The organism is Brevundimonas sp. EU05-FHT14B11 (assembly GCF_058790835.1).
The window spans coordinates 1,482,880-1,501,941 of the sequence record NZ_JBYTCY010000001.1 but is presented as its reverse complement, the minus strand read 5'-3'; the positions used below and the strand labels follow the sequence as shown (position 1 = coordinate 1,501,941).

General features: G+C 67.4%; 13 protein-coding genes. 4 read left to right on the top strand and 9 right to left on the bottom strand.

The genetic code is table 11. The features are described from left to right. The 4 genes from AC3WRV_RS07310 to rpsL form a co-directional block, all read right to left on the bottom strand. A partial coding sequence (locus tag AC3WRV_RS07310) for a hypothetical protein (RefSeq protein WP_007443273.1) occupies positions 1-77 on the bottom strand: 77 nt, incomplete at its 3' end. 90 nt (positions 78-167) lie between these two features. Next, positions 168-2,249: an elongation factor G gene (fusA, locus tag AC3WRV_RS07305; protein ID WP_492312701.1), complete on the bottom strand. Its 2,082-nt coding sequence runs from the start codon at positions 2,247-2,249 to the stop codon at positions 168-170. Between the two features lie 157 nt (positions 2,250-2,406). Further along, a complete protein-coding gene (gene rpsG / locus AC3WRV_RS07300; protein ID WP_168044696.1) occupies positions 2,407-2,880 on the bottom strand; it encodes a 30S ribosomal protein S7 in 474 nt (157 codons plus the stop codon). Between the two features lie 81 nt (positions 2,881-2,961). Continuing rightward, entirely contained in the window at positions 2,962-3,333 is a 372-nt protein-coding gene (rpsL, locus tag AC3WRV_RS07295; protein WP_056453566.1) for a 30S ribosomal protein S12, read from the bottom strand. A gap of 551 nt (positions 3,334-3,884) precedes the next feature. On the opposite strand from rpsL, the gene AC3WRV_RS07290 reads away from it, so the two are divergent. Then, complete coding sequence (locus AC3WRV_RS07290) at positions 3,885-4,115, top strand: hypothetical protein (protein ID WP_492312700.1); 231 nt, start codon at positions 3,885-3,887, stop codon at positions 4,113-4,115. Then, on the top strand, positions 4,112-5,041 hold the full coding sequence (locus AC3WRV_RS07285; RefSeq protein WP_492312699.1) for a CorA family divalent cation transporter: 930 nt from the start codon (positions 4,112-4,114) through the stop codon (positions 5,039-5,041). The genes AC3WRV_RS07290 and AC3WRV_RS07285 overlap by 4 nt, the downstream gene beginning before the upstream one ends. On the opposite strand, the gene AC3WRV_RS07280 is transcribed toward AC3WRV_RS07285, so the two are convergent. Then, a complete protein-coding gene (locus AC3WRV_RS07280) occupies positions 5,038-5,361 on the bottom strand; it encodes a TonB family protein (protein ID WP_492312698.1) in 324 nt (107 codons plus the stop codon). The genes AC3WRV_RS07285 and AC3WRV_RS07280 overlap by 4 nt on opposite strands. A gap of 160 nt (positions 5,362-5,521) precedes the next feature. Between AC3WRV_RS07280 and AC3WRV_RS07275 the strand changes: the two genes are divergently transcribed. Further along, positions 5,522-6,214, top strand: coding sequence for a hypothetical protein (locus AC3WRV_RS07275; protein WP_492312697.1), 693 nt, complete (start codon positions 5,522-5,524; stop codon positions 6,212-6,214). Between the two features lie 68 nt (positions 6,215-6,282). Continuing rightward, positions 6,283-7,119: a hypothetical protein gene (locus tag AC3WRV_RS07270; RefSeq protein WP_492312696.1), complete on the top strand. Its 837-nt coding sequence runs from the start codon at positions 6,283-6,285 to the stop codon at positions 7,117-7,119. A gap of 10 nt (positions 7,120-7,129) precedes the next feature. Here AC3WRV_RS07270 and AC3WRV_RS07265 read toward each other — a convergent pair whose 3' ends face one another. From AC3WRV_RS07265 to rpoB, 4 genes are all read right to left on the bottom strand, one after another. Continuing rightward, a complete protein-coding gene (locus AC3WRV_RS07265; RefSeq protein WP_492312695.1) occupies positions 7,130-9,343 on the bottom strand; it encodes a CocE/NonD family hydrolase in 2,214 nt (737 codons plus the stop codon). Positions 9,344-9,448: 105 nt separating this feature from the next. Next, positions 9,449-10,273: a LytR/AlgR family response regulator transcription factor gene (locus AC3WRV_RS07260; RefSeq protein WP_492312694.1), complete on the bottom strand. Its 825-nt coding sequence runs from the start codon at positions 10,271-10,273 to the stop codon at positions 9,449-9,451. Between the two features lie 118 nt (positions 10,274-10,391). Continuing rightward, positions 10,392-14,588 (bottom strand): DNA-directed RNA polymerase subunit beta', encoded by a 4,197-nt coding sequence (gene rpoC / locus AC3WRV_RS07255; RefSeq protein ID WP_492312693.1) that lies wholly within the window; start codon positions 14,586-14,588, stop codon positions 10,392-10,394. Between the two features lie 178 nt (positions 14,589-14,766). Further along, the gene (gene rpoB / locus AC3WRV_RS07250; protein WP_492312692.1) at positions 14,767-18,882 is read right to left on the bottom strand and encodes a DNA-directed RNA polymerase subunit beta; all 4,116 of its coding nucleotides are present in this window, start codon (positions 18,880-18,882) and stop codon (positions 14,767-14,769) included. Positions 18,883-19,062 lie beyond the last annotated feature (180 nt).

The following is a 19,062-nucleotide window of genomic DNA, read 5'->3' as shown; positions in this document are numbered from 1 at the left end:
GTCTTGCCGTGGTCAACGTGACCGATCGTGCCGATGTTGCAGTGCGGCTTGGTGCGTTCGAACTTTTCCTTGGCCATTCTCTTCTCTCCGTCCCCTGAACAGGGGGCTTTGTCCTAGTTTTCAGGGGTCCGGCGGACCCTTGCGGATCCGCCGGGATGGGTTGGGGTTTAGGCGCTGTACTTCTTGATGACTTCGTCGGCGACGTGTTGCGGCACCGGCTCATAGTGGTCGTACTGCATGGTGAAGGCCGCGCGGCCCTGCGACATGCCGCGAAGCGTGTTCACATAGCCGAACATGTTGGCCAGCGGCACGAAGGCGTTCACGACGGTGGCGTTGCCGCGCATGTCCTGACCCTGGATCATGCCGCGACGGCCGTTCAGGTCGCCGATGACCGAACCGAGGTAGTCCTCGGGGGTCACGACTTCCACAGCCATGATCGGCTCGAGCAGCTTCGGCGCGCCCTTTTCCTTCAGTTCGCGGAACGCGGCGCGGGCCGCGATTTCGAACGCCAGGACCGAGGAGTCGACGTCGTGGAACTTGCCGTCCGTCAGGGTCGCCTTGAAGTCGATCAGCGGGAAGCCGGCCAGCAGGCCGCCGTCCTTGATGGACTCCAGCCCCTTCTCGACGCCCGGGATGTATTCCTTGGGCACCGCGCCGCCGACGATGGCGGATTCGAACACGAAGCCCGAACCCGGCTCGCCCGGCTCGAAGGTGATCATGACGCGGGCGAACTGGCCCGTACCGCCGGTCTGCTTCTTGTGCGTGTAGTCGATGTCGACCTTGCGGCCCAGCGATTCACGGTAGGCGACCTGCGGGGCGCCGATCGTCGCGTCGACCTTGTAAGTGCGGCGCAGGATGTCGATCTTGATGTCCAGGTGAAGCTCGCCCATCCCCTTCAGGATGGTCTGGCCCGACTCGTGGTCCGTCGAGACGGTGAACGAGGGATCTTCCGAGGCCAGCTTGGCCAGGGCGATGCCCAGCTTCTCCTGGTCGGCCTTGGTCTTGGGCTCGACCGAGATCTCGATGACCGGCGCCGGGAATTCCATCTTCTCGAGGATGACGGGCGACTTGATCGGGTCGCACAGGGTGTCCCCGGTGCGGGTGTCCTTCAGGCCAGCCAGGGCGACGATGTCGCCGGCGTAGGCTTCCTTGATGTCCTCGCGGTTGTTCGAGTGCATCTGCAGCATGCGGCCGACGCGTTCCTTGCGGTCACGGCTGGAGTTCAGCAGCGACATGCCGGTTTCCATCTTGCCCGAGTACAGGCGGCAGAAGGTCAGCGAGCCGACGAAGGGGTCGTCCATGATCTTGAACGCCAGAACCGACAGGGGTTCATCGTCCGAGGCGTGACGCACGACCGGCTCTTCGGTGCGGAAGTCGATGCCCGGGGTCGGCGGGATGTCCAGCGGCGACGGCAGGTAGTCGACGACGGCGTCCAGCAGCGTCTGCACGCCCTTGTTCTTGAACGCCGAGCCGCACAGGATCGGGTAGAAGGCGCCGGTCAGCACAGCCTTGCGGATGCACTTCTTCAGCGTCTCGACCGAGGGCTCCTGTCCGTCGAGGTAGGCTTCCATCGCCTCGTCGTCGAGTTCGACGGCGTTGTCGATCAGGTACTGACGGGCGGCCACGGCCTTGTCCATCAGGTCAGCCGGGATCTCGCCGACGGTGAAGTTGGCGCCCAGGGCGTCGTTGTCCCAGACCACCGAACGCATTTCGACGACGTCGACCAGGCCCGACAGCGAGCTTTCGGCGCCGATCGGGAATTGGATCGGCACGGCCTTGGCGCCCAGACGGTCGCGGATCGACTGGACCGAGGCGTCGAAGTCGGCGCCGATCTTGTCCATCTTGTTGACGAAGACGATGCGCGGCACCGAGTACTTGTCGGCCTGACGCCAGACGGTTTCGGTCTGCGGCTCGACGCCGGCGTTGCCGTCCAGCACCGTCACGGCGCCGTCGAGGACGCGCAGCGAGCGCTCGACTTCAATGGTGAAGTCCACGTGCCCGGGGGTGTCAATGATGTTGAGGCGCTTTTCTTTCCAGTAAGCGGTCGTCGCGGCCGACGTGATCGTGATGCCGCGTTCCTGCTCCTGGTCCATCCAGTCCATGGTGGCGGCGCCGTCGTGGACTTCGCCGATCTTGTGGGACTTGCCGGTGTAATACAGGATCCGCTCGGTCGTCGTCGTCTTGCCGGCGTCGATGTGCGCCATGATGCCGAAGTTGCGGTAGTCTTCGATTTTATGCGTGCGGGGCATGGGAGCGTGCCTTGCGGTCAATGCGGCGCCGCTTCGGGCGCCTCGGGAATGTTCGGATAAGCGAGCGCGGGCGATTTAGCTCAAACCGCCCGCGCCGGATAGTCGGTAGATAGGAACCACCGGCCTTATCTTGAAGACCGGCGGCGTCCCGAAAGGCTTACCAGCGGTAGTGGCTGAAGGCGCGGTTGGCTTCGGCCATCTTGTGGGTGTCTTCGCGCTTCTTCACGGCGGTGCCGCGGTTGTTCGAAGCGTCCAGCAGCTCGGCGGCCAGCTTTTCCGTCATGGTGTTCTCACCACGCTTGCGCGCGGCGTTGACCAGCCAGCGGATGGCCAGGGCCTTGCGGCGGTCCGGACGGACTTCGACCGGCACCTGGTAGGTGGCGCCGCCGACGCGACGCGAGCGGACTTCGACGGCCGGAGCGACGTTTTCCAGCGCGGTGTGGAAGGTCGCGACGGGCTCCTGGTCCTTCTTCTTGTCGGCCAGGATGTCGAAGGCGCCGTACACGATGTTCTCGGCGACGGCCTTCTTACCTTCGTACATGACGTAGTTCATGAACTTGGTGACGGTCAGATCCTTGAACTTGGGATCCGGCAGAACTTCGCGCTTCTGTGCGCGGTGACGACGGGACATGGGCTTGGCCTTCTAAATCGGTATCGGACGGCCGGCCCGAACCCCGAAGGTCCCGGCCGGCGAATGGAATGAAGCGATCGCTTACTTCGGACGCTTGGCGCCGTAGTGCGAACGGCGCTGCTTGCGGTCCTTGACGCCTTGCGTGTCGAGCACGCCGCGCAGGATGTGGTAGCGAACGCCGGGAAGGTCCTTCACGCGGCCGCCGCGGATCAGCACAACCGAGTGCTCCTGCAGGTTGTGGCCTTCGCCCGGGATGTAGCACACGGCTTCGATGCCGGTGGTCAGACGGACCTTGGCGACCTTACGAAGCGCCGAGTTCGGCTTCTTCGGGGTCGTGGTGTAGACGCGGGTGCAGACGCCGCGGCGTTGCGGGCAACCCTTCAGGGCCGGGACCTTGTTACGGACCGGCTTGGGGGCGCGCGGCTTGCGGATCAGCTGGTTGATAGTCGGCATTCGAAACTCGTTCTCTTCGATCGATGGAAGCGTGTGCCTTTCGGCCGGAGCGCCTCGGTGAACCTTCTTTTGGACGACCGTCTCTCGACGAGGGGCCGCCCGGGTGTTGTCGATGGTGCGCAACACGCGCAACACCGGGGTCAAACGCAAAAACCGGAACGCGCGCTTTGGGCGTTCCGGCGGGCACAGCCCGTCGCATTCGATTGTCACGATCAGGATGGAGGTCCGGGGACATCCCTCGCGAAAGTGGGCGGCTTCTACGCGCGGAGGCCCGTCAGGTCAAGGGCGCAGCGCCCCGCGGGCCGGGGTTGACACCCCCTGCCCCCAAGCCTAGGTCCGCCACGCCTCATTTCCGAGGCGCAGAACGAACCCGAACCATGGACCCCTATCCTAGTCGCATCGGGGGCGCGGTCATCACCGCCGCCTCCTCGCGCAAGACATCGAAGGTCGCCGCCGACCTCGGTCGGACGGGCGTGATCCGGAGTCTCGGCTAGGGGCTTCGGCCTCCGCTCGTCCCGCCGGCGTCCGCGCCGGCCGCAAGGAGACGAGCGATGAACATCCGCCGCCAAACCACCCCCGCCACGCCCCGCAAACCCCACGCCGCCTCCGGCCTGGAGCGCGAAGTCATCACCGCCGTGGTGGTTCTGTACCTGGTGCTCTCGGGCGCCATGCTGATCGTCCACTTCGCCCTGGGCGGAGACGACGAGACCTATCCGACGGTCACGTCGTCCACCTCCCCCAGCCACGCGGACGCCCCCGTCCGGCAGGAGGGCGCGCAATGACCGACCTGCTCACCACCCATGCCTCGAAGGTCTCGCCGACGGCCTGGCTGCGCCTGCGTCGCGGCGACGGCGCAGCCCTGGCCCACGCCGCCGCCGTGCACGGCTGCCGCTTCCCCGCCGCCGACGATGTCTTCGAGGAGGACGCCCGGTTCCTGTACCTGCCCGTCGCCAGCCTGGTGCGGGACGGTTCCGAGGTGCGCCAGCAGACCGTGATCTTCGCCCTGGGCGACGACGTCCTGATCACCCTGGAGCCCGCCGACGGCTTCCCGGCCTTCGACCGCGCGCCCGCCATGCTGGCGCGGCGGCCCGACCTGGGCGCGGGCCGGGCGGCGGTGATGTACGTCCTGCTGCTGGCCTTGAACGCCAACACGGACCATGTGCTCGGCCTCGCCAGCGGGGCGCTCGAGGGCGTCAACGACCGGATCCGCATGATCGCGGAAGGGGTCGACGAGACCGGCCAGAGCATCGACTCCAGCGACATCCACGATGCGATGGCCGACCTGAACGACAAGGAAGAGCTGATCTCGCGCATCCAGGAGAGCCAGCTCCTGCTGGAGCGCGCGGCCCGCTATCTCCGCCTCGAGATCGGCGGCGAGGCCCGGGACCTGCGCCAGTATGTCGAGACCCTGATCTCGGACATCGCCAGCGTGAAGGAGCACGCCGGTTTCGAGCACGACAAGGTCCGCTACCTGCAGAACTCGGTGATGACCTCGCTCAGCGTCAAGCAGAACGAGATCGTCAAGGTGTTCACCATCATCACGGCGGTCTTCCTGCCGCCCACCCTGGTGGCGACCTTCTACGGCATGAATTTCGCCGTCATGCCGGAGCTGGCGTGGAAGCACGGCTTCAGCTTCACCATCGTCCTGACCCTGCTCGCGGCCCTGCTGCCGCTGATCTACATCAAGAAGAAGGGCTGGCTGCGCTAACGGTCCGTGGGCGCGGCCGACGGAGGCGTGATGTGAACAGTGAAGGTCACGCGCCCCCCACTGTCGCCACCGCGTCCGCCCGGATTCGTTCGGGCCCGCCGGGCGCCCTCCAGCACCCTCGCGCCGAGGCCGGCGCCCCGCGGCGTCTCGGAAACGACCTGGCAGTCGTTCAGGGCGCCGTTCGATTGAACGACGCAGCTGAGCACGACCCGTCCCCCACGAAGCGGCGCCTCGGCGACCACATCAGGTAGGGTGGTTTCGGGCAAGGTCCCCGGATCCTGCGGCGCGGCGAGAACGGTGAGAAGCGCGAGAGCGAACATCCCCCGTTCTCTCACGCCTTGTCCGCTCGCGGAATGGCCCGGATCAAGCCGCAATACGGCCACGCTGGCCCCCTCCCCTGTGCGTGGACATCGGGGGTGGCGGTTGGCGGGACCAGCGCGACAGGCGGCGAGGACGCGGGCGGGACTGGTCGCGGCCTCCGTGGCGGCTCACATTCTCGTCCTCGGGGGGCTGGCCGTGACGGTGCTGGACGAGCCCGCCCGCGTGATGCCGCCCCAGCCGACCGTTCTCTACATCGAGATCGAGCCGCGTCCCCTGCTGGAGAATGAGCGGCCGCGGCCGGCGCCCCGACCGACGAGAGCTCAACCGGTCGAAGCTGCAGCCCCGACGGACGCCCGGCGCTCGGTCCTCGGCTTCCGCCTGCCCTTCCGGCGCGACCGGAAGGAGGATGAGACTCCTTCCTCGACGCCCGACCCCAGCCTTCCCTCGCCCGTTCCCGGCGCGCCTGCGCCTCCATCCGGCGCCGGGGCCTGGCAGGTCCGGCCCGAGACCATGGCCGACCGGGTCGGGCGCGGCCTGCGCACCCGCGGCGTGGGCTGCGCCAGCCCTCAGTTGCTGAGCCGCGAGGACCGCGCCCTGTGCGAGGACCGCTTCGGCGACCAGAGCGCCGAGGCCGCTCCCGTTTCGGGCACGGGCTCCCCCGAGCGCGACGCCCGCTTCGCCCGCCAGGGCGCGCGTGAACTCGCCGGCTATGCGGAACGGCGTGAAACCCGGGCCTCGCAGCGCGCCGAATGCGAAAAGAGCGGCCCGGTCGCGGACTGCGGGGTCGAGGTGAGCGTCGGCCTGTTCTCCAGCATCCACGGCTTCCTGCCCAACCAGCGACGAGAAGAGTGAAGCGGCCGCCCAGCGCCCCAATAAGGCCACGCTCGCCCCCTCCCCTGAACGCTGGATCGGGAGGACGAATGGCGGCGCCGACGCGGGTGAAGTCTGATGACAGGAACCGCTGGCGCAAGCCGGTGCTGGTCGGCGCCTCCGTGGCCGCTCACGTCCTGGTCCTGGGCGGGCTGGCCGTGACGGTGCTGGACGAGCACACCCGTGAGCTTCCGGTCCAGCCGACCATCCTCTACGTCGAGATCGAGCCCCGCCCCCTGCTGGAGAACGAGCGGCCGCGGCCGCGTCCGACGCCCGAACCGCCGTCGGCCCAACCGGTCGACCCAGTCACTCCGGCGGGCGCCCAGCGCTCGGTCCTCGGTTTCCGCCTGCCGTTCCAGCGCAATAGGGACGAGGACGAGAACCGGCCCTCGACGCCCGCGCCCCGGCTCGCCTCTCCCGTTCCCGGCGCGCCCGCGCCGCCGGCGGGGGCCGGGGCCTGGCAGGTGCGGCCCGACACCCTGGGCGACCGGGTCGGGCGCGGCCTGCGCACGCGGGGGCCGGGCTGCGCCAGTCCCCAGTTGCTGAGCCGCGAGGAGCGCGCCGTGTGCGAGGACCGCTTCGCCGAACGGGCCGCCGCCGCGCCTCCGATCGAGGGCGCCGGCAATCCCGAGCGGGACGCCCAGTTCGCCCGCGAGGGCGCGCAGGCCCTGGCCCAGTATGAAGCGCGGCGCCGCCCCCTGGCCGGTGGGACCGGCGTGGTGGGCGTGCAGGATGGCCCCGGTTCCAACTTCGGCATGGGCGTGGCGGGCGCGCATCTGGATCCCTCGTTCCAGCCGGATTCGACCCAGAACATCCGCACCCGCCGCGACGGCCCCCGTCCGGGCGGCGGGTCGCTGACCCCCGGCTCCTCCGCCCCCCGGGACTAGGATCGTCCCCTCACGGTCCAGGCCGGGTTCCCAGCTCCAGATAGCCGCCCGGCAGGAACCGGACCGTCAGCGGGTCCCCCGCGTCAGCGATCGATTCGTCGCTGACGTCGCGGCCCGTCCCATAATTGATCTGGACGTCCGGCCGGAACGGAACCCCGACCAGGGCGACGATCCGACTGCCGGGCGCCAGTCGGCGTCCGGTCACCGTCTCGCTTTCAAACGCCAGCGTGCGGGGCTCGCCCGGGGTCAGCAGCCGTCGCGACCGCCGGTCGTACGCGTAGCTGGCGCGGCTCATCCACGAGCTCAGCCTGAAATAGCCGCCGTCCGCGCGGTGTTCGAACAGGACCACCTCCAGGTCTACGTCCCGCTTGTTGGTGACCACCTCCAGCCGTCCGAGGAACGACCCGGCGATCTCCAGCCCGTTCGGAAACGGCTCGGTCTCGAACCGCAGCGCCGCCGAGGTATCCAGCCGGCCGGGCGGAACCTCGACGTCCAGGCCGCTGCGGTCGGCCAGGTCCACCGTCAGGTCGTTGGCCGCACCAGCGGTCGGCGCCGTCGGGGACAGGGCGTGCCCGCCGCCCGCCTCGGCCGCTTCCCCCAGGAACAGCCGCAGGCGATCCGGGGCCATCGCCTCCAGCGTCGGAACGTGTCGCCAGACATCGGCGCCCATGACCTGGAAATTCACCCGGTCGCTCAACGCCTCTGGCAAGGGCGCGCCGCGGAACACATGGTCGAACCACTGCATCCGGATCTCCGTCAGGTCGATGAGGGCGCTGCGGTCCAGATCGTAACCGTTGATCGACGCCAGGACCCCCGACTGCTGGGCGGTGTGGTGATAGGGGCCGACAATCAGGCGGTGGTCGGCGTCGGGTCGGTGGCGCAGATGCTCCCGGAAATAGTGCAGCGCCCCGACCATGCCGCCGTCGAAATAGCCGGTCTGGACGTAGACCGGGATGTCGATGTCGGCGAACTCGCGCCCCTGCGGGATCATCGCCTGCCAGAAGGCGTCGTAGTCCGGATGGTCCAGCCACGAGGCGAAGATCGGATTGGACCGGCCGTCGATCCTCGGCAGGTCGCGATAGGGCCGCCCGCTCAGGAACCAGTTCCGGTTCAGCCGCGCCCAGCGGTCGCGGTCGCCATAGGTGGTCTCGTCCAGCGCCGATCCGCTCGCCGCATACAGGGGCCACGGATAGGTGAAGTTCTGGAAGACGCCGCCCTGCATGGGGAAGTCGATCCCCGGGGCGTTGGAGGCGTTGGTGGCGATGGCGCGCAACGCCCTGGGCCGGTGCTTCAGGGCCGCCCACTGGGTGAAGGCGTTGTAGCTGCCGCTGAACATGCCGACGCGGCCGTCGCTCCAGTCCCTCGCGGCCAGCCAGTCGATCACGGCGGCCGCGTCGGCGCCGTCATGCAGGTAGGGAACCGGATCGCCGGTGCTGCGCCCCTTTCCCCGCGAATAGGCCACCGCGCCCGCATAGCCCCTGGACGCCATCTGGACGGCGTCCGCGAAGCTCCAGTCGTCGCGGTTGTAGATCGTGAAGCTCATCAGGGTCGTCAGCCGCTCGGCGGCCGCCGTCCGGGGCCGCACCAGCAGGACCGCGATCTCAACCCCGTGGGCGGTCGGAACCAGCAAAGTGTCGTCGACGACGAAGCGGCGTTCGGCGTCGGCGCGGATCAGCGGTTCGGACGCCGGGATCAGATAACTCCAGACCTCCAGCGTCGCCCAGGCCGACACTGCGTCGGCGCCGGTGTCGCACTCCGTCAGGGCGACGCCCGCGCAGGCCGCCGCGGCCTGCGTCGCCCGCTCGCGCATCTGCTCAAGGTTCGCGCCGTAGTACGGCAGCACCGCCGCCATCTCCCGGTCCGGCAGCGCGGCGTACAGCTCCGCGAATGCTCGGGCCAGGGCCGCGTCCTTTCCGATTCCCGCCGCTTCGTGCGCGCGGGCCCGGGCGTAGATGCGCAGCGGCGTCAGGGCCGCGGCGCGCCCGGGCTGCTGCGCACGAAGCTGGTCGGCCAGCGTCACCGCCGCCGCCTCGGCCTCGGCGTATCGTCCGGCGGCCAGCAGCAGCCGCAATCGCCGGCCCGTCGGCGCGGCGTCCGCCGACCGGTCGAGCAGTTGCGCGGCCGCTGCGCTGAAGCGCGCGTCGGATGTCGGAGCCTGGGCCCGCACCTCCACGGACCAAACACACCACACCAGCGCCAGACACAGCGATACAAGACGGATCATGGGGAACACCTCCAGCTCACCGCCGGAGATAGCGTCACCGTGGACGGTCGGGCCGGAATGCGGCCGTTCGACATGCGGCGTCGGTGAACCGACGACTGGGCGAGGCTAGAGAACGCGGTCGCGCACCCGCTTGGAACCCGCGCGGCTGGTCTGGATCAGATCCCCGTCCTCCATGTGCAGCAGCAGGCGTCCGTTGCCCGCGGGCTCGGCCCGGGCGATGCGATCCAGATTGACGATGTGTGATCGATGGACCCGGGCGAAACGGTCGGCGTCCAGGGCCGCCTCGAACTCCGCCAGGGTCATCCGCACCAGATGGCGGCCGCCGATGGTCTTCACCTCCGCGTAGTCGTCGGCGCCGGCGATGCTGACGATGCCCGCCACCTCGATCGGCCGCAGGTCGTCGCCGCTGCGGATGAAGTATCGCGACAGGCTGTTCGGCTCAGTCTCCGCCTGCCCCGCCTCGATCGGGACGGCGGGCGCCGCGGCCGGCCGCGCGTCCAGATGGGTCAGCGCGGCGATCAGGCCATAGGTCGTCAGGTTCTGCAGCGACTGCCAGGCCATCGCCCGGGGATCAAAGGGCCGCACGTCGAACTCGGTCGCCGACACCCCGTTGATCAGGCCCAGCAGCACCAGCAGCGACCAGTAGGCCAGCAGGACGAACGCCGTGGCCAGGACGGCATGCCCCACGGCGGTCCAGACGGGCGACCGCCCCAGCACATGGCGGACGATCAGTCCGCGCGCCGCCAAGCCCAGCAGGACCACGGGAACGGCGTTGGCGATCCCGCCCGCCAGCGCTTGGGGGACGCCGCCGTGGCCGACGACCAGGAACACCGCCGTATAGGCGGCCACGATCAGACAGGCCCCCGCCGCCACCCAGCGCAGGGACAACGGTCGGGCGTATCCTCGCGGCTGCACGGTCTCGCGGCTCATCCGAGGCTTATGTTCTCGGCGCGGGTCCGCGCGCAATAGCGACGGTAGCCCAAATTAAAAGGGGCGGCTCCGTCGCCGGAACCGCCCCCGTTTCAGTCTTTCAGGTCCGTGACCCGGATCAGCCTTCCGACTGCTCCAGTTCCAGGGCCAGGTCGGCCGGCAGCGGCTCGACCGAGTCCTCGCGGGCCTGGGTCAGTTCAGCGTCACGCTCGTTGGCGATCTTCTGCAGGCTGCGCAGGTAGGCGCCCGTACCGGCCGGGATCAGGCGGCCGACGATGACGTTTTCCTTCAGGCCTTCCAGGGTGTCGCGCTTGCCGTTGACCGAGGCGTCGGTGAGGACGCGGGTGGTCTCCTGGAACGACGCCGCCGAGATGAAGCTGCGGGTCTGCAGCGACGCCTTGGTGATGCCCAGCAGGACCGGCTGCGTGGTGGCCAGACGGCCGCCGCGCTTCTCGACCTTCTGGTTCTCCAGAACGGCTTCGGCCACTTCGACGGTGTCGCCGCGGATCAGGGTGGTTTCACCCGAATCCAGCACTTCCACCTTCTGCAGCATCTGACGGACGATGACCTCGATGTGCTTGTCGTTGATCGGCACGCCCTGCAGTCGGTAGACCTCCTGCACTTCGTTCACCAGATACTCGGCCAGCGCCTCGACGCCCTGGATGCGCAGCAGATCGTGCGGATCCGGGTTGCCGTCGATGATGTAGTCGCCCTTCTGGATCAGATCGCCGTCGTGGACGGAGATGTGCTTGCCCTTCGGGATCAGGAACTCGACCGCCTCGCCCTGGTTGCCGTCGGCATCCGGCTCCGGGGTGATCTTGATGCGGCGCTTGTTCTTGTAGTCGCGACCGAACTCAACGCGGCCATCCATCTCGGCGATGACGGCGCAGTCCTTCGGACGGCGGGCTTCGAACAGTTCGGCGACGCGCGGCAGACCGCCGGTGATGTCGCGGGTCTTGGCGCCTTCGGTCGGGACGCGGGCGATGATCTCGCCCGGCTTGACCTCGTCGCCGTTGTTCACGGACAGAACCGCGCCCACCGGCAGCAGGTAACGGGCGTCGGAGCCCGAGGCCAGCTTGGCGTAGGCGTCGCCGTTGGTCACGCCCATGGCCGGACGCAGGTCCGAACCGCGGGGCGAGGCGCGCCAGTCGCTGACGACGCGCTGGGCGATGCCCGTCGCTTCGTCGGTCTCTTCCTTGACGGAGAGGCCTTCGACCAGGTCCTCGAAGCGCACCGTACCGGCGACTTCCGTCAGGATCGGGGTGGTGTAGGGATCCCACTCCGCCAGACGCTGGCTCTTGGCGACATCGCCGCCTTCCTTGACGCGGATGCGGGCGCCGTACGGGACCTTGTGGGTCTCACGGTCCTTGCCGTCGACCACGATGGTAATCGTGACGTTGCGGCTCATGGCCACCAGATCGCCGTGCGCGGCCTTGACGGTCGGGCCGTTGATCCGGGCGGCGCCGGGGTTGGTCGCCTCGTAGAACGAGGTTTCCGCCACCTGGGCCGTACCGCCGATGTGGAAGGTCCGCATCGTCAGCTGGGTGCCGGGCTCGCCGATCGACTGGGCGGCGATGACGCCCACCGCTTCGCCGATGTTGACGTTGGTGCCGCGCGCCAGGTCACGGCCGTAGCAGAAGGCGCAGATGCCGGCTTCGGCTTCGCAGGTCAGGGCCGAACGGACCTTGATCGACTGCACGCCGGCCTTGTCGATGACCTCGACTTCTTCTTCCTGCAGATAGGTGTCCGCCGGGAACAGGACGGTGTCGCCGCCCGGCTCCTTGATGTCCTCGGCCGCGTAACGGCCCAGCACGCGTTGACCCAGCGAGACCAGCACGTCGCCGCCTTCGACCACGGCGCGCAGGGTGATGCCCCGCGTCGAGCCGCAATCGTCCTCGGTGACGATCGAGTCCTGCGCCACGTCGACCAGACGACGCGTCAGATAGCCGGAGTTGGCGGTCTTCAGCGCGGTGTCGGCCAGACCCTTACGGGCGCCGTGGGTGGAGTTGAAGTACTCAAGGACGGTCAGGCCTTCCTTGAAGTTCGAGATGATCGGCGTCTCGATGATCTCGCCCGAGGGCTTGGCCATCAGGCCGCGCATGCCGCCCAGCTGCTTCATCTGGGCCTGCGAACCACGGGCGCCGGAGTTGGCCATCATGAACACCGAGTTGATGTCGGGGTTCTGACCCTTGATCAGGACGCGGGGCTGGGCGATCTCGCCCATCATCGCGTCGGCGATCTTGTCCGTGGCCTTGGCCCAGGCGTCGACGACCTTGTTGTACTTCTCACCCTTGGTGATCAGGCCGTCGGCGTACTGTTGCTCGTACTCCTCGACCTGGGTGCGGGTGTCGGCGACCAGACCGGCCTTGGCGGCCGGAATGACGATGTCGTCCTTGCCGAACGAAATGCCGGCCTTGGCCGCTTCGCGGAAGCCCAGCTGCATCATCTGGTCGGCGAAGATGACCGTCGCCTTCTGACCACAGTGACGGTAGACCTGATCGATCAGGTTGCCGATTTCCTTCTTGGTCAGGTTCTTCTCAAGCAGGCGGTAGCCGATGTTGGCGTTGTGCGGCAGCAGCGCGCCCAGCTTCATCCGGCCCGGCGTGGTGTCGATCACCTTGGTCACGACGACGCCTTCCGAGTTCATCTCGGTCCAGCGCGCCTTGATCTTGGTGTGCAGGGTCACGACGGCGGCGTCGAGCGCGGCGTCGATCTCGCCCATGTTGGCGAACAGCTTGCCTTCGCCCTTCTCGCCTTCCTTGACCAGCGACAGGTAGTACAGGCCCAGGACGATGTCCTGCGACGGCACGATGATCGGCTTGCCGTTGGCGGGCGACAGGATGTTGTTCGTCGACATCATCAGGACGCGCGCTTCCAGCTGGGCCTCGAGGCTCAGCGGGACGTGCACGGCCATCTGGTCGCCGTCGAAGTCGGCGTTGAACGCGGTACAGACCAGCGGGTGCAGGCGGATGGCCTTGCCCTCGATCAGCTTCGGCTCAAACGCCTGGATGCCCAGACGGTGAAGCGTCGGCGCGCGGTTCAGCAGGACCGGGTGCTCGCGGATGACCTCATCGAGGATATCCCAGACCTGAGGCTGCTCGCGCTCGACCATGCGCTTGGACTGCTTGACGGTGCCCGACAGGCCCTTGGCGTCCAGGCGCGCGTAGATGAACGGCTTGAACAGCTCCAGCGCCATCTTCTTGGGCAGGCCGCACTCGTGCAGCTTCAGCTCGGGACCCACGGTGATGACCGAACGGCCCGAGTAGTCGACGCGCTTGCCCAGAAGGTTCTGGCGGAAGCGGCCCTGCTTGCCCTTCAGCATGTCGGCCAGCGACTTCAGCGGACGCTTGTTGGCGCCCGTGATAACCCGGCCGCGACGGCCGTTGTCGAACAGGGCGTCGACCGATTCCTGCAGCATCCGCTTTTCGTTGCGGATGATGATGTCCGGCGCGCGCAGCTCGATCAGGCGCTTCAGGCGGTTGTTCCGGTTGATGACCCGGCGATACAGGTCGTTCAGGTCGGAGGTCGCGAAGCGGCCGCCGTCCAGCGGCACCAGCGGGCGCAGTTCCGGCGGGATGACCGGCACGACCGTCAGGATCATCCACTCGGGCTTGTTGCCGCTCTCGAGGAAGGCCTCGATCAGCTTCAGGCGCTTGGAGGCCTTCTTGGCCTTCATTTCCGAGGGGCTGTCGGCCAGTTCGCCGCGGTGCTTCTCGGCTTCCGCGTGCAGGTCGATGCCCATCAGCAGGTTGCGGACGGCCTCGGCGCCGATCTCGGCGGTGAAGCCGTCATCGCCGAACTCTTCCTGGTAGCGGTAGAACTCGTCTTCCGTCAGCAGTTGGTTCTGCTTCAGCGGGGTCAGGCCCGGCTCGGTGACGATGTAGTTCTCGAAGTACAGGACGCGTTCCACGTCCTTCAGCGCCATGTCCAGCATCAGCGAGATGCGCGACGGCAGCGACTTCAGGAACCAGATGTGGGCGACCGGCGAGGCCAGTTCGATGTGGCCCATGCGCTCGCGGCGGACGCGGGCCAGGGTGACCTCGACGCCGCACTTCTCGCAGATGATGCCCTTGTACTTCATGCGCTTGTACTTGCCGCACAGGCATTCGTAGTCCTTGGTCGGGCCAAAGATACGGGCGCAGAACAGGCCGTCACGCTCGGGCTTGAACGTGCGGTAGTTGATGGTCTCCGGCTTCTTGATCTCGCCGAACGACCAAGAGCGGATCTTCTCCGGCGAGGCCAGGGCGATCCGGATCTGGTCGAAGGTCGGGGTGACCGGGACCGGGTTGAAGATGTTCAGGACTTCCTGGTTCATCTTTATTCCTTCTGCGGGGTGACCCGCCATAAATCTCAAAGGTTGGAGAGCTCTCCTCCCCCTTCATGGGGGAGGTGGCGGCGAAGCCGACGGAGGGGGTCTTTCGACCGTGCGGAGGTTCCCCCTCCGGCCCTCCGGGCCACCTCCCCCAGAAGGGGGAGGAGACCGTTGGCTTCGCTTATGAGTTCTCCAGCTCCACGTTCAGGCCCAGCGAGCGCATTTCCTTCACGAGCACGTTGAACGACTCGGGGATGCCCGCCTCGAAGCTGTCGTCGCCGCGGACGATCGCCTCGTAGACCTTGGTACGGCCGGCCACGTCGTCGGACTTCACCGTCAGCATTTCCTGCAGGGTGTAGGCGGCGCCGTAGGCTTCCAGCGCCCACACCTCCATTTCGCCGAAGCGCTGGCCGCCGAACTGCGCCTTGCCGCCCAGCGGTTGCTGGGTGACGAGCGAGTACGGGCCGATGGAGCGGGCGTGGATCTTGTCGTCGACCAGGTGGTGCAGCTTCAGCATGTAGATGTAGCCGACCGTGACCGGACGCTTGAACTGCTCGCCGGTCTGACCGTCGTAGACGATCGACTGGCCGGTGCGGTCCAGGCCCGCCTTCTCCAGCAGGTCCTCGATGTCCGAGATGTGCGCGCCGTCGAAGACCGGGGTCGCGAACGGAACGCCCTTGGACAGGTTGCGGGCCAGCTCGACCAGATCGTCCTCGCCTTGCGGCAGGGGAGTGTCGGGTCCGTAGATGCTGCTCAGGTGATCGATCAGCGCCTGCTTCTGGCCGCCCTGTTGCCAGGCTTCCAGAAGGCCCTGGATCTGCTTGCCGAGACCGGCGGCGGCCCAGCCCAGGTGGGTTTCGAAGATCTGGCCGATGTTCATGCGCGAGGGCACGCCCAGCGGGTTCAGAACGACGTCCACCGAGGTGCCGTCTTCCAGGTGCGGCATGTCCTCGATCGGCAGGATCTTGGAGATGACGCCCTTGTTGCCGTGACGGCCGGCCATCTTGTCGCCGGGCTGAAGCTTGCGCTTCACGGCCACGAAGACCTTGACCATCTTCATCACGCCCGGGGGCAGTTCGTCGCCGCGCTGCAGCTTCTCGACCTTGTCCTCGAAGCGGCGGTCGAGCGCCTTACGGGCGTCCTCGAACTGCTTCTTCATGGCCTCCAGCTCGCCCATCGTCTTCTCGTCGTCGAGAGCGATCTGCCACCACAGGCCCTTGGACAGCTCGCCGAGCTTGTCTTCGGTGATCTCGCCGCGGCCCAGGCCCTTCGGACCCGAGACGGCGGTCTTGCCCAGCAGCAGGGGCTGCAGGCGGCCGTAGACGTTGCGCTCGAGGATCTTGAGCTCGTCGTCGCGGTCCTTGCCCAGACGTTCGATCTCGGCGCGTTCGATCGCCATGGCGCGCTCGTCCTTGTCGACGCCGTGGCGGTTGAAGACGCGCACGTCGACGATGGTGCCGGCGACGCCGGGCGGCAGGCGCAGCGAGGTGTCGCGGACGTCCGAAGCCTTCTCGCCGAAGATGGCGCGCAGCAGCTTCTCTTCCGGGGTCATCGGGCTCTCGCCCTTCGGCGTCACCTTGCCGACCAGGATGTCGCCCGGCTGGACTTCGGCGCCGATCGCCACGATGCCCGCTTCGTCGAGGTTGCGCAGGGCTTCCTCGCCGACGTTCGGGATGTCGCGGGTGATTTCTTCCGGACCCAGCTTGGTGTCGCGGGCCATCACTTCGAACTCGTCGATGTGGATCGACGTGAAGATGTCGTCGCGCACGATGCGCTCCGAGATCAGGATCGAGTCCTCGAAGTTGTAGCCGTTCCACGGCATGAAGGCGACGAGGGCGTTCCGGCCCAGGGCCAGTTCGCCCAGGTCCGTCGACGGGCCGTCGGCGATCACGTCGCCGGTCTTCACTTCATCGCCCACGCGCACGATCGGGCGCTGGTTGATGCAGGTCGACTGGTTCGAACGCTGGAACTTGGACAGGCGGTAGATGTCGACGCCCGAGCGACCGGCTTCCAGGTCGCCGGTGGCGCGCACGACGATACGCGTGCCGTCGATCTGCTCGACGACGCCGTCACGACGGGCGACCACGACGGCGCCGGAGTCCACGGCCACGACCGCTTCCATGCCGGTGCCGACCAGCGGCGCGTCCGACTGCACCAGCGGCACGGCCTGACGCTGCATGTTCGCGCCCATCAGGGCGCGGTTGGCGTCATCGTTTTCCAGGAACGGGATCAGGGCGGCGGCGACCGAAACGACCTGCTTCGGCGACACGTCCATCATGTCCACGTCGGCCTTGATCAGCAGCTGGGATTCGCCGTTGATCCGGCCGGGGACCAGGTCCTCGACGATCTGGCCGTCCTTCAGCTCGATGTTGGCCTGGGCGATCGTGTATTTCGCCTCTTCCATGGCCGAGATGTAGACCACCTCGTCCTGGGCCTGGCCGTCCTTCACGCGGCGGTACGGGCTCTCGATGAAGCCGTACTTGTTCACGCGGGCGTGGGTGGCCAGCGAGTTGATCAGGCCGATGTTCGGGCCTTCCGGCGTTTCGATCGGGCAGATCCGGCCGTAGTGGGTCGGGTGCACGTCGCGGACTTCGAAGCCCGCGCGCTCACGCGTCAGACCGCCCGGGCCAAGCGCCGAAAGGCGACGCTTGTGGGTGATCTCGGACAGCGGGTTCGTCTGGTCCATGAACTGCGACAGCTGCGACGAGCCGAAGAACTCGCGAACCGCGGCGGCGGCCGGCTTGGCGTTGATCAGGTCGTGCGGCATGACCGTGTCGATATCGACCGAGCTCATGCGCTCCTTGATGGCGCGTTCCATGCGCAGCAGGCCGACGCGGTACTGGTTCTCCAGCAGCTCGCCCACCGAGCGGACGCGGCGGTTGCCCAGGTTGTCGATGTCGTCGATCTCGCCCTGGCCGTCCTTCAGGCCGACCAGGATCTGCAGGACCTTCAGCACGTCTTCCTTGCGCAGCACGCGGATCTCGTCCGAGACCTCCGGGCTTTCCAGACGCATGTTCATCTTGACCCGGCCGACGGCCGACAGGTCGTAGCGTTCGCTGTCGAAGAACAGCGACTGGAACATGGCTTCGGCGGCTTCCGGGGTCGGCGGCTCGCCCGGACGCATCACGCGGTAGACGTCGAACAGCGCGTCCTCGCGGCCGGTGTTCTTGTCGATGCGCAGGGTGTTGCGCATGTAGGCGCCGACCGTGACGTGGTCGATGTCCAGCACGTCGATGGTGGTGAAGCCGTAGCTTTCCAGCAGCTCGATCGTGGCCTGGTCCAGCTCGTCGCCGGCCTCGGCGTAGATCTCGCCGGTTTCGTAGTTCACGGCGTCGGCGGCCAGGTAGCGGGTCAGCAGGGCGTCGGCGGCCAGCGACAGCGAGGTCGTGGTCTCGCCCAGCTTCTTGGCCTGACGGGCGCTGATCTTGGTGCCGGCGGCGGCGATGACTTCACCGGTGTCGGCGTCGACTAGGTCGAACTCCGGCTTCACGCCGCGCCAGCGCTCGGCCTTGTAGGGCGTGACCCAGCCTTCGCCGCGCTTCTCGTAGGGCACGGTGTCGTAGAAGGTCTTGAGGATCTCCTCGCCGTCCATGCCCAGGGCCATCAGGAAGGTCGAGGCCGGCAGCTTCCGGCGACGGTCGATGCGGACGTAGACGATGTCCTTGGCGTCGAACTCGAAGTCCAGCCACGAGCCGCGGTACGGGATCACGCGGGCGGCGAACAGCAGCTTGCCCGAGCTGTGCGTCTTGCCCTTGTCGTGGTCGAAGAAGACGCCCGGCGAACGGTGCATCTGGGACACGATCACCCGCTCGGTCCCGTTGACGATGAAGGTGCCCTTGTCCGTCATGAGCGGGATGTCGCCCATGTAGACGTCCTGCTCCTTGATGTCCTTGACCGAGCGCGCGCCGGTCTCTTCGTCCATCTCGAACACGATCAGGCGCAGCTTCACCTTCAGCGGCGCGGCGTACGTCATGTCGCGCTGGATGCACTCCTCGACGTCGTACTTGGGCTCTTCGAACTCGTACGAGACGTATTCCAGGATGGCGCGTTCGTTGAAGTCCTTGATCGGGAAGACCGACTTGAAGACCGCCTCGATGCCTTCATCGGTGCGCAGGCCCGGACGGCCCTCGCGCTGAAGGAACTGCTCGTACGACGCGCGCTGAACCTCGATCAGGTTCGGCATCTGCACGGCTTCCGGAATACGACCGAAGGAGTGACGGATGCGCTTCTTGCCGGTGAACGAGGTGGCGGTGAGGAACTGACCGCTGACGGTGAGTTCCGCTTTGGACTTGGCCATTCTGTCTTCCCAATGCGGCCCGGGCAGGCCGCTTTAAATGCAGCAGCCACGGCTCGCCGGACGGCGACCCGTGACAATCGGTTTCGGCGTCCACCCTCGGGCCTCGCGGTCCCAGGACACCTGAATTGTATGGCTCCTATGGGGAGGAGCGCGCCTTCGCACCGGTCGGAGGGCGACAAA